This is a genomic window from Emticicia sp. (assembly GCF_049241225.1).
GTDB lineage: Bacteria > Bacteroidota > Bacteroidia > Cytophagales > Spirosomataceae > Emticicia.
In genome coordinates this window covers 1-11,842 of sequence record NZ_JBMLRC010000301.1, presented here as the reverse complement: position 1 = coordinate 11,842, position 11,842 = coordinate 1, and the positions used below count along the sequence as shown (strand labels likewise).

Genomic DNA, 11,842 nt, shown 5'->3' with positions numbered 1-11,842 from the left:
CACCCCTTCGGGGTTTGATTAATTAAATTTGTTTGGTTATCTATAATCATTACATTCCTTCGGGATTTTTATTGGTATTCTTAACCCCGAAGGGGTGTTATGATTATAGCAAATATATTAACAACATCCATTTAAAACCCCGAAGGAGTGGCATAATATCACCCTTTTAGGGGTTATATTCTGTACTTTCTTTAATTATCTATAATCATTAATAAATTCCAGTTTTAAATGCAATTTCCAAATTCCCAAACCACAAAACAAACAATCAAAACGATATTTATCTTTCGGTAATACCTTAGTGTAACTTAGTCTCTTAGTGGTAAAAAACACTCAAAAGCCTTATCTTTGCATTCATAAATAGTAATAGAGTATGCAAATCATAGAAGTAGGAGAGAGCAGAAAGCTACAAAAAGAATTTTTAGAGTTTCCTTCACGCCTTTATAAAGGCAATAAATATTGGATTCGTCCACTCGACCAAGACATCGAAAAAATCTTTGACCACACCAAAAATCCACTTTTTGATGGTGGCGATTGTGTGCGTTGGTTGGCACTTGATGAGTCGGGCAAGACCATGGCACGAGTGGCGGCCTTCGTGAATCCGAATACTGCTAACCAAAACGACCAGCCAACTGGTGGCATGGGTTTCTTTGAATGTATTGATAATCAAGAAGTTGCCTTTGCAATGTTTGATAAATGCAAAGCATGGTTACAAGAGCGAGGTATGGAGGCAATGGATGGCCCGGTGAATTTTGGCGAACGTGATAATTGGTGGGGCCTGCACATTGACCCGCACGATGCCGAGCCAACTTGGGGAATGTTTTATCACCAGAAATACTACCGTGCTTTTTTCGAGAATTACGGTTTTCAAGATTATTTTCAGCAATACACATTCCTGTTGCCCATTCCCGAAGTTGAAGCTCGTAAGGTTGTTCGCCCTGCATTATTCGAGATTGCCAATCGGATTTATAACACACCAGGCTATGAATTTAGGCACGTAAGTAAGAAAGAACTACCCAAATTTGCCGAAGATTTTCGCATCATTTATAATAAAGCTTGGGCAAAAAATATGTCAACTGGCGAAATGACTCCTGAGCGAGCAGCAGCCATCATGCAAACCATGAAACCAATTTTGGAAGAAGAATTAATGTGGTTTGGCTATCATAACGACGAGCCGATTGCATTTTTTATCATGATTCCCGAGCTGAACCAAATCATTAAGCATATCAATGGTAAACTGAATCTGATTGGGAAAATCAAGTGGTTGTATCATACTTTGATGAAAACCAATAAAAAAGCTCGTGGAGTAATTTTTGGTGTAATTCCCGAATACCAAGGGCGTGGTATCGAATCGGCCATTGCTTTATCATTTTCGAGGGCATGTTGGGTGCCAAATTACCAGTATGAAACTCTCGAACTCAATTGGATTGCCGATTTTAACCCCAAAATGCTCAAGGTAACACAAATGCTGGGGGCAAAAAAATACAAGACTTATATCACTTACCGATATTTGTTTGATAGAAATAAAGAATTTAAGCGTTGTCCACCGATTTAAAAAGCTATTTTACGAAGTGAAAAATAAATAAAAAATCGTTAACTTTGCAATAATATAGACATTTTCACTAAAAAAATCCTTTTACAAAGGTAAATTATCTATGTCATTACTTACAGTAGGTTCGGTTGCGTTTGATAAATTGGAAACGCCATTCGGAAAAACAGATAAAATCATTGGCGGAGCAGCCACTTTCATCACGCTCACTGCTTCATACTTCGTAAAAGAAAATAACCTCGTTGCGGTTGTTGGCGAAGATTTTCCACAAGAAATGATTGACACTTTGGTGAGTCATGGCGTAAATGTAGACGGTCTTGAAATCAGAAAAGGTGAGAAATCGTTTTTCTGGCATGGCCGCTACCACAACGATATGAATAGCCGTGATACGGTTGAGGTTCAACTCAATGTAATGGAAAACTTCGACCCGAAGATTCCTGCATCGTACCAAGATTGTGATTTCTTGATGCTCGGAAATACCGCTCCAGCTATTCAGCACTTGGTTTTGAAGCGTTTGAACAAACGTCCGAAGTTTGTATTGCTCGATACAATGAACCTTTGGATTGATATTGCTTTAGATGATTTGAAAGCATTATTGAAAGATGTTGATTGCGTAACTATCAACGATGAAGAAGCTCGTATGCTTTCGGGTGATTATTCGTTGCGTCGTGCAGCCAAAACTATCATGGCAATGGGACCAAAAACGCTAATCATCAAGAAAGGCGAACACGGTGCATTGTTATTCCAAAACGATGATATTTTCTTCTGCCCAGCATTGCCATTAGAAGAGGTTTTCGACCCAACAGGTGCGGGTGATACTTTCGCAGGTGGATTTATCTCTCACTTGGCAAAAACCGATGATTTGAGTTTTGAAAATATGAAGCGTGCCATCGTTTATGGTTCGGCAATGGCTTCTTTCTGTGTAGAAAGATTCGGTTCGGAGCGTATCCAAAACCTTACGCAAGAAGAAATCGCAGCTCGTGTAGATGAATTTAGAAAATTGGCTACGTTTGAGTTGTAAGATAGTCCACAGTCGATGGTCAGCGGTCAATAGAAAAATGAGTTAATATACAGAAAAGCCCTTTAATGATTATTCGTTAAAGGGCTTTTTTATTCTCACTACCACAAACTGTTGACTGTGGACTATCGACTGTGGACTATTAAAACCCTCCACTACCAACAAATTGTCTTCTGCGGCTTACTTTCAATTCTTGTAATAAAGCACTTCGTACATTGAGGGTAAACGAATAACTACTGCGTGCGGCAAAACCCGAAATTGGGGTCCAGTTGAAGGCCATATCCCAACAGTGCAATTCACGGTGAATCGTAATATTAGTCAAGGTTGGTGCTTTTAGAACCATATCATAGCCAGTATTAAAACCAATTTTCCATTTTGGTGTAAGACTTAAATCACCTTGAACCGTAATGGCCTGCGTGATTTGTGCTTTTGCCAAACCTTGTTTATTATAGTTAAAGTTATAACTAAAACTCAGTGTCCACGGTATCGAAAAATCTACATATAATTCAGGATTTGCCGCCACAAATTTCTTCATTGCATCCATTTGTGGATTACTACTATTATTATTTGGGTTGCTTTTAGGTTTTGCTTTATCGGGATTAAAAGTAGCTGGCGAAAGTCGAGTGGAAATGGCAATATTCGCCGAGCGAAGTGTTGCTAATCTATTGAAAAAATTAACTCTTTGCCCATTCGCATCAAACATTCGAGTTACTTTATAATCTTTTATTATTCGTCCAGCGGGATTTAATGCTTTTAGAGCGTCTGTGCTTTCCGCTTGATAATAATAAGGGTCAAAGCTTGCTCCCATATTAAGGTTTATCAGATTCTTAAATAAATTGGTGTTTGCACTCAAATTGATATTCGATAGATTCATCGAATCGCCGATAGCCAATAGGTTATAAGCAGTGCTTAAACTCAAATTATCGAGTAATGAAATTTTTTCAAAAGCTTTGGCCGCTGTATCAGATTTAGAGCGAACTTTTGCTTCGAGTTGGTTGGTTAAACTAAAACTAATATTTCCCGATGCACCAGCCGAAGACCCCAAAGTTGGATATTTAGATAAGAGTCGTCGTAGGGTGTCATAAGTCGTAACGCCATTTACGGTACTTTTATCAATCCTTACCACTTTGTAATCAAAAAGACGTTTCGTAAAGTCAGGAGCATAACTCAAGCTCAATGAAGGTGCTAAAGTATGGCGAATGGCCTGCAAACGCCCCTTTCCTTTAAACTGATAAGTTCCATAAACACGGGTATTCATTCCTCCCGAAACCGAGGTTTGGTAAGTCGGAAAAAAACCATTAACGGTGTCAATTTTCACTGCGTTTTCGCTCGCAATGTATTCATAACTAAGGCTTTGGGTCGAAACATCACCTCTGAGCGAGATACTCGGCGTAAAGTTGATGTAGCGTGCAATCTTGAAGTTGGGTAGTGAAATCGGAATAGAATAGGTAGTTGTAAACTTCCCGTCTTTCAAAACTTCGTTGATGGCATCTAAGCTATTCAGTTTTCTAACATTGCTTAGGCGTTCTTGTAATGCTTTCTGTGCAGCTCTTTCTTCTATCGTCAAGGTTAGTGGATTGGCATCACGAAGTCTTATTTCTTCATTCGTCAAAGGCTTTGCTTCGATAGATGAAAACGAACCATCAGCATTTTCACGGACAATCTTATAATCTGAATAACTCGTAATGCTGTTTACACGAGTATTGGTTGCTTGATAGCCACCACTCACATTTAAGCCAACCCTAAACGATTCAAACCAACGCCCAATTTGTTTTTTTTCAGGAACAAAAGGGTTAAACTGATTCAGACCGATGCTATAATTGGCCGAAGCATCAACTTGACCGGTCGTGAAGTTTTGCGAAATATTGATACCCGAACTTGTGACAATTTTTTGTGCAAAAGTTCGTCCAAACTGTACCGAAGAGTTAGAAGTGCTACTCAGGTAGTTACTCACATCGACGGTGTTTACGTTATTTCGGTTGAAGCCATTACTACGTAGGTTTACCGATGATGAAAAACTACGGTCAGGACGCTTATTGGCTGGCGAGTGCGACCAACTTAGGTTAAAATCTTTGGTTTTGTAGTTATTATTATCGTCTGTTCCAACAACTTCTGGGGTATTATTATTGAAATTATACTGGAAATTTAAACTTCCCGAATATTTATACCTTTTCGAGTAGCTCGATTGTATACCTAGCCCGAAGCTTCCTTTTGTGTAAATTTGTCCTACAAGTTTTACCCCGATTCGTTCGTTTACTGCAAAATAATAGCCAAAATCTCGGAAGTAAAAGCCACGATTATTTGGGTCTTCGCCATACGTACCCATGATTATCCCCGAGGTACCTGCTTCCTTATTTTTAGGCACAGGAAAAAAACCAAAAGGAAGCCCAACAGGCAGCGGGATACCGCTCAATACAAAGTTAAAAGGCCCTGAAATAATTTGTTTTTTATTGACAAGTTTGATTTTTCTGGCCGAAATATGAAAGTGCGGTTCTTTCAGATTACAGGTTGTATATTTGGCATCAACCAAATACATATCATCGTTGGCATCTTTTTTTACCCGTTCGCCCGTCACGAACCCCTCACCTTGTTGGGTTACAATGTTTTTAATAATTGCTTTTTTCGATTTGAAATTATAGCGTATCGTATCGGTATTATAATTATCACCTCCTTGCGTAAAAATCGGTTTCCCTTTTACTCCATTGGCTTTAGTAGTATCGGGCGAGCCGTAAGCAAATATTTCGCTTTTTCCCCAATCAATTTTTATAAAATCAGCTTTTAGCTCAATATCTCCATAAGTTACAACTGCTTTTCCGTAGAGATTAAGCACTTCCCCCGAAACATCCATTACAGTCGAATCTTCTGCTACATATTTTACGGTTGTTTGTAAGCCGGTGTCTTTACTACGAAGCGAGTCAGGAATTGAGACACGGGTAGTGTCTTTCTTTTCTTCAAAAAGTTTATTTCCAAATGGTCGTGGAGTAGTGGTTGGGCGTGAAGTATTGGGGCGAGAAGTATTACCGCCACCAAAGTTTGGAAGTCTTCCACCAGTTGGAAATTGTGCAAAAATATTGAATGACAATAAAAATAGTAGTAAACTAAATCCTTTTCTAAAAATGTTTGATGAAAAGAATGGTTGCCTCTTAGTATCAAAAAAAAGAGTCAATAAAAGCTCCTCTCTATCGGAGAGGGGTTGAGAAGTGATAATCGTATATTTTTTCAGTTGTTCCAAAAAACGTATCTTTGTAAAAAATGTGCTATTACTATGACCTACGAGAGAAAAACATTCAATCGTATATACCTAATCTTTCAAGTTTTGGCTTTTTCTGCAAAAACTATTCTATTAACGCTCGGTAATGGCACAAAATTAGCTATTATAAAGTAGTGAAAGAACGTTTGCCCATAAAATCATGTTAAAAATTCTTAAAGTCCTACTTATCATCATATTCTCGCTTGAAATTGTACATGCTCAAAGCGGGAAAATTCGAACGATTGTAATTGACGCAGGGCATGGTGGCAAAGACCCAGGCACACAACATAGTAAACTTCGAGAGAAGGACATCGCTTTGAGTGTGACGCTGAAACTTGGAAAAAAGTTGCAAGAGAATCTGCCTGGGGTAAAGGTTATCTACACTCGAAAAACCGACGTGTTTATACCTTTACATGAGCGAGCAGCTATTGCCAATCGAAACAAAGCAGATTTGTTTATTTGTATTCACGTAAATGCCAACCCACATTCATCAAAGTTGAGTGGTTCGGAAACTTACGTGATGGGCTTACATAAAACCGAAGATAATCTCGAACTGGCTATGCGTGAAAACGAAGTTATCTTGATGGAAGATAATTACAAGAAAAACTACAAAGGCTACGACCTTAGTTCGCCAATGGCCAATATTATGCTTGCTAATTATCAGAATGCTTTCATGAAAGAAAGTGTGAAGCTGGCCAGCATGGTCGAGAAACAAATATCGAAAATCGGACACAAGAGTAGAGGAGTAAAACAAGCGGGGTTTCAGTTACTCTGGCAAACAACCATGCCAAGTGTTTATGTTGAAACAGGCTACTTGACAAATGCTACCGACAAAAAAATATTGGGTAGTACCGAAGGGCAAGAAAAACTGGCCGATGCAATATTTAAGGCAGTAAAAGCGTATAAAGAAGAGAAAGAGAAATGACACACCCCCAGCCCCTGAAGGGGAGTGAAAGGAAATAATTTTACTTCAATGTGAGGTTTTTACTAATGCTTTGAAGTACTTTTGTAACAAAATTTGTAGCAAAACTTTAATTCCCCTTTAGGGGTTAGGGGTGATTATGAAAAAAGAATACAAAGTTGGTTTGTTAGGCATTATTGCATTTGCAATATTTTATTTAGGGTTTAATTTCTTGAAAGGCTTGGATATTTTCCGAACCGAAAATGAATATTTTACCTATTATGAAAACGCCGAAGGACTTCAAACCTCAAATCCAGTAACTTACAATGGCGTGCCTGTGGGACGTGTGGTATTGGTTGAGCCAGAGCAAGACAAAAACCGTATAAAGGTAATGTTGGCTATCAAGCGAGATATCAAAATTAGCGATAAAACGATTGCGGTTTTGGCCGATAATGGACTTTTAGGTGGTAAAGTTGTAAAATTAAAGATTCAAGCGGGGCAGCCAGTTGGCGACGAAGCAGTGATAGGAAGTGAAATCGAAAAGGGAATGGTTGCTTCAGTTACTGATAAACTCACGCCAACCCTCAAAAACGTTGACTCACTTCTGACAACCACAACGGCTATCATCAAGCAATTTGACCAAACGGCTGTTGCTCTCAAAACGCTAATGGCGAGTGCTACCCAAACTACCAACGGTGTGAATGGCGTGGTGGCTGCCAATTCAAAAAATCTTTCAGCAATCACGGCTAATGCTGCTATTTTAACCGCAAATCTGAATACACTCTCTAATAGCCTGGATGCTCAAATCAAGCCGATTTTACAAAAAAGTAATACTTTTGCCGATTCGTTAAACGCTATGAAATTGGGCGAAACAGTCAATCAGCTCAATAAATCGGTAGCTGGTTTGCAGGGAGTTATCAAAGAAATTAATCAAGGAAAAGGAACACTTGGTAAACTTGCAAAAGACGATTCGTTGTACGTAAATCTCGACCGAACAGCTGCTAATATAGCTTTGCTAATGGCCGATTTGAAAGCCAATCCAAAACGATATGTGCATTTTTCACTTTTCGGAAAGAAAGAGAAAAAGTAATCGAAATTTAAAAATATTTGATGGATCCGTAGCTTGAGGTAAACCACAGGCTACGGATTTTTGCTTTTATGTATTCAATACTGGATTACACAGCAATTTCGCTTAAAAACATAAATAAATCTGTAATTTTGTGCTTCGTTACCTAAATACAAACTGAATAATGCCCGAAAAACGTTGGTCATATAAACCCACTCCAAGCACCGAATCGGTTGTTGAACTTTCGCAAGCTATCAATGTCGATAAAGCTCTTGCTGCCATGCTCGTGCAGCGAGGAATCACGGCTTTTGATGAGGCAAGAGATTTCTTCCGCCCGAAACTTGAGCACCTGCACGACCCATTTTTGATGCCCGATATGGAAAAAGCCGTTACTCGACTCAGAGAAGCTATCGAAAACGGTGAAAAGATAATGGTTTATGGCGACTATGATGTCGATGGTACTACCTCGGTGGCCTTGGTATATGGCTTCTTATCAACGTTTTACGGTAATTTAGAATATTATAATCCTGACCGCTACGAAGAAGGATACGGGGTTTCGGTGCAAGGCATTGAATGGGCCGCCGAGCAGGGAGTTTCCTTAGTTATTTGTCTTGATTGTGGCATTAAAGCCCAAGATAAAGTTACTTTGGCGAAAGAAAAATTCGATATAGATTTTATTATCTGCGACCACCACGAACCCGACGATACTCTGCCCAATGCCGTGGCCGTACTTGACCCAAAGCGTAAAGATTGCCCGTATCCGTACAAAGAATTGACAGGGAATGGCGTTGGTTTTAAGCTGCTTCAAGCATTTTGTATACGCACCGAAATGCCGATTGAGAGCCTTTATGAGTTTTTGGATTTATGTGTCGTAAGCATTGCCTCCGATATTGTGCCGATTACGGGCGAAAACCGAGTGTTGGCTTTTTATGGCTTGAAAAAACTCAATGAAAATCCACGAATTGGGTTAAAGGCACTAAAAGAAGTGGCAGGTTTCACAACCCAAATGAATATCGAGAATGTGGTGTTTGTGTTGGGGCCAAGAATTAATGCCGCAGGAAGAATAAAACACGCAAAAGCCGCCGTACAGCTTTTATTATCAGACGATTATGATGAAGCATTGGAGTTTGCCCACGAAATTCAGAAACACAATTTAGAGCGTCGGGGGCATGATTCACGCATGACCGAAGAAGCATTGGCAATGATTGAAGGCGACGAGTGGTTGGCAAATACTGCCAAAAGTACGGTTTTGTACCGAGAAGATTGGCACAAAGGAGTAATCGGAATTGTGGCGAGTCGTTGTATCGAAAAATATTATAGACCTACGATTATTCTCACAAAATCGCACGAAAAAGCGGCAGGTTCGGCTCGTTCGGTGGCAGGGTTTAACCTCTACGGAGCAATTGAAGAATGTGCCGAATTACTCGAACAATTTGGCGGACACACCCATGCTGCGGGTATGACGATGCCTATCGAGAACATTGATGCTTTCAGATTAGAGTTTGATAGAGTCGTGAGTAAATATATTACGCCCGAGCAATTAACGCCCGTTGTGACCGTTGATTTAAAAATAAAACTGGCCGAAATTAACCCTAAGTTTTATCGAATCATGAATCAAATGTCGCCATTTGGGCCAGAAAATATGCAACCAGTTTTTGCTACCGAAAACCTCACACTCAAATATACACCGAGAGTAATGAAAGAAAAACATTTGCGTTTGGAGCTTTTTGAGGAAGAAACGGGGGCAATTCTGACGGCAGTTGGCTTTGGTATGGCAGAAGAACACCTTGAACGATTGAACACAAATAAGTATTTTAGTGTTGCCTATCAGGTTGATGAAAATACTTTCAACAATAAAACTACTTTGCAGTTGATGTTGAAGGATATTAAGTACAGTTAAGAAATATTAACGCTGACTTTTGTTGATTAAAGCGTAATTTTGCTTGTAGAACAAGTTTCTAACTTGTTCAGCCGAGAATAAGAAAACAACAGGTTGAAAACCTGTTCTACAAAATATGATTTTAAGAACAGAAAATTTAATAAAGAAATACGGTCAAAGATTGGTCAATAATAACGTAAGCTACCAAGTAGGGCAGGGCGAAATTGTGGGACTACTCGGCCCAAATGGTGCTGGTAAAACTACTTCGTTTTATATGGCCACTGGACTCGTAAAACCCAATAGCGGTAAAGTTTGGCTCGATGATTTGGATATTACGTCGTTGCCGATGTATAAGCGTGCAAAATTGGGTGTAGGATATTTGGCACAAGAAGCTTCCATTTTCAGAGATTTGACGGTCGAAGAAAATATTTTGGGCGTTTTAGAATTGGCAAAACCCAGTATGACCAAAGCCGAACGCAAAGAAAAAACCGAATCTTTGCTCGAAGAATTTAGCTTGACACACGTACGCAAAAATAAAGGAATTGTTTGTTCGGGTGGCGAACGCCGTCGTTGTGAAATTGCTCGTGCATTATCAGTTGACCCTAAGTTTATCTTGCTCGATGAGCCTTTTGCAGGCGTTGACCCAATTGCCGTAGAAGAAATTCAAGGAATTGTTGCTAAACTCAAAGACCGTAACATCGGAATTTTGATAACTGACCACAACGTAAACGAAACACTCTCAATCACCGACCGAGCGTATTTGCTCTTTGAAGGAAAAATTCTCCGCCAAGGGACTGCCGAAGAACTGGCAAGTGATGAACTGGTCAGAAAAGTATATCTCGGCCAACATTTTGAGTTGAAACGTAAGATTTGATAGATGATTTTCTAACAAAAAATGGTAGTAAGATTCATAACCTTACTACCATTTTTTTATTTATCTCGGTCTTGGTGGTCTTTCACCATTAGGTGGCGGCGGTGGGCCTGGGCGTTCGGCTTCTAATTTCAAAAACTGTGCATATTGAGCAGGACTCAAAATACTTTTCATCGTTTTCTCAAAAGCCTTTTTATTGGCATCTAAAGCTGCTCTTTTATCTTTTTCTTCTAATTTACTGGCAAAAACGGCATCCATTTTCTTCATATTATTCAAAAAAGCATCATGTACTTTTTTTGAAGTAGCTGCATTCAGGTTTAATTCTTTGGTCATTCTCTCCGTAAACCGTTCTGCATTTGGCATCGGAGGGCGTTCGCCTCGTGGGCCCGCAGGAGGTTGGGCTAGAACTTGAATGCTAATAATTGTAAATAAGAAAATGATAAGTTGTTTTTGCATTTTAATAGAGTTTATTAGTTACAACCACCGCCAGCACTTGCTCTAAACACTGTATTTGCTTCGGTTTTAAAACCAGGTTGTAAGATTACGGAATTCTTTGAATCAAAGTGAATGTTTGAACCAGTTTGTATGGTACTACTACCAATTATCTGGTTACTAACTTGCAAAGTTTGCTGACCGTTTAGTATTGAGTTATAAGTTATATTTGATAGACAAGTGTAGGTCGTAGCATCAAAGCAGGAGTTTTGATTTTGATATAAAGCTCGTACTTGCCCTGCGGTTAATGCTCCCTTATAGATTTGTACGTCGTCGATTTTGCCCTGGAATGGATATTCCCATCCTTGGTAAGTTGTTTTTCCAAAAGAAGTTTGAAAATTACCAAAATCAATAGTATTGACATTATCAATAAATGATGAAATTAATTGGCCGTTTATGAAAAAATTATAATTATTTTCATTTTTGGTAATTACAACGTTATACCAGCGGGCATTATCCAATATTTGAGTAGGAATGTTTGAAAATAAACCTCGAAACATAAATGAATATGCTCTTGAATTATTATTGTAGAGACTATTACTCATCAGTATTTCAAAGGTATTAAGTTTTATTAGAGAATATGTGTATGGTGGATTTTGAGGTACAGAGTATAAGTTAAGCCAAATTGAAATAGAAAAATTTTGATAGTTAAAAGTATTTACTTGAGTTTCGATTTTATCATTTACTCCAAATGAATAAGCACTATTAGCATTTCCATACCTATCAGTAGTCAAAGTTGCTCCACTTACTGTACTATTATTCAGACCTTTTGAATCATTAGCATTCCCATTAAATGGGAAACAACTAACTAATCGTATA

General features: G+C 38.8%; 9 protein-coding genes. 6 read left to right on the top strand and 3 right to left on the bottom strand.

The features are described from left to right. The first annotated feature begins 370 nt into the window (after window positions 1-370). Window positions 371-1,552: a hypothetical protein gene (locus ACOVO2_RS16175; RefSeq protein ID WP_421770975.1), complete on the top strand. Its 1,182-nt coding sequence runs from the start codon at window positions 371-373 to the stop codon at window positions 1,550-1,552. 100 nt (window positions 1,553-1,652) lie between these two features. Next, window positions 1,653-2,567 carry a PfkB family carbohydrate kinase gene (locus tag ACOVO2_RS16170; RefSeq protein ID WP_421770974.1) on the top strand — a complete coding sequence of 305 codons (915 nt, stop codon included), beginning with the start codon at window positions 1,653-1,655 and terminating at the stop codon, window positions 2,565-2,567. 139 nt (window positions 2,568-2,706) lie between these two features. Here the strand turns inward: ACOVO2_RS16170 and ACOVO2_RS16165 are convergent, their stop codons facing one another. Beyond that, on the bottom strand, window positions 2,707-5,796 hold the full coding sequence (locus tag ACOVO2_RS16165) for a putative LPS assembly protein LptD (RefSeq protein ID WP_421770973.1): 3,090 nt from the start codon (window positions 5,794-5,796) through the stop codon (window positions 2,707-2,709). Between the two features lie 178 nt (window positions 5,797-5,974). Between ACOVO2_RS16165 and ACOVO2_RS16160 the strand changes: the two genes are divergently transcribed. From ACOVO2_RS16160 to lptB, 4 genes are all read left to right on the top strand, one after another. Next, window positions 5,975-6,739 (top strand): N-acetylmuramoyl-L-alanine amidase family protein, encoded by a 765-nt coding sequence (locus ACOVO2_RS16160; protein WP_421770972.1) that lies wholly within the window; start codon window positions 5,975-5,977, stop codon window positions 6,737-6,739. A gap of 136 nt (window positions 6,740-6,875) precedes the next feature. After that, window positions 6,876-7,805 (top strand): MlaD family protein, encoded by a 930-nt coding sequence (locus ACOVO2_RS16155; RefSeq protein ID WP_421770971.1) that lies wholly within the window; start codon window positions 6,876-6,878, stop codon window positions 7,803-7,805. Between the two features lie 160 nt (window positions 7,806-7,965). After that, entirely contained in the window at window positions 7,966-9,681 is a 1,716-nt protein-coding gene (recJ, locus tag ACOVO2_RS16150; protein ID WP_421770970.1) for a single-stranded-DNA-specific exonuclease RecJ, read from the top strand. A gap of 115 nt (window positions 9,682-9,796) precedes the next feature. Beyond that, complete coding sequence (gene lptB, locus ACOVO2_RS16145) at window positions 9,797-10,534, top strand: LPS export ABC transporter ATP-binding protein (protein ID WP_064197642.1); 738 nt, start codon at window positions 9,797-9,799, stop codon at window positions 10,532-10,534. 60 nt (window positions 10,535-10,594) lie between these two features. On the opposite strand, the gene ACOVO2_RS16140 is transcribed toward lptB, so the two are convergent. Both ACOVO2_RS16140 and ACOVO2_RS16135 read right to left on the bottom strand, forming a co-directional pair. Beyond that, window positions 10,595-10,987: a hypothetical protein gene (locus tag ACOVO2_RS16140; RefSeq protein ID WP_421770969.1), complete on the bottom strand. Its 393-nt coding sequence runs from the start codon at window positions 10,985-10,987 to the stop codon at window positions 10,595-10,597. 14 nt (window positions 10,988-11,001) lie between these two features. After that, window positions 11,002-11,842 (bottom strand): LamG domain-containing protein (locus tag ACOVO2_RS16135; protein ID WP_421770968.1); only part of this gene is annotated, 841 nt, incomplete at its 5' end.

Coding starts and splice junctions, on each gene's coding strand:
- ACOVO2_RS16175 (WP_421770975.1), top strand. CDS start 371: ATGCAAATCATAGAAGTAGGAGAGAGCAGAAAGCTACAAAAAGAATTT.
- ACOVO2_RS16170 (WP_421770974.1), top strand. CDS start 1,653: ATGTCATTACTTACAGTAGGTTCGGTTGCGTTTGATAAATTGGAAACG.
- ACOVO2_RS16160 (WP_421770972.1), top strand. CDS start 5,975: ATGTTAAAAATTCTTAAAGTCCTACTTATCATCATATTCTCGCTTGAA.
- ACOVO2_RS16155 (WP_421770971.1), top strand. CDS start 6,876: ATGAAAAAAGAATACAAAGTTGGTTTGTTAGGCATTATTGCATTTGCA.
- recJ (WP_421770970.1), top strand. CDS start 7,966: ATGCCCGAAAAACGTTGGTCATATAAACCCACTCCAAGCACCGAATCG.
- lptB (WP_064197642.1), top strand. CDS start 9,797: ATGATTTTAAGAACAGAAAATTTAATAAAGAAATACGGTCAAAGATTG.
- ACOVO2_RS16140 (WP_421770969.1), bottom strand. CDS start 10,987: ATGCAAAAACAACTTATCATTTTCTTATTTACAATTATTAGCATTCAA.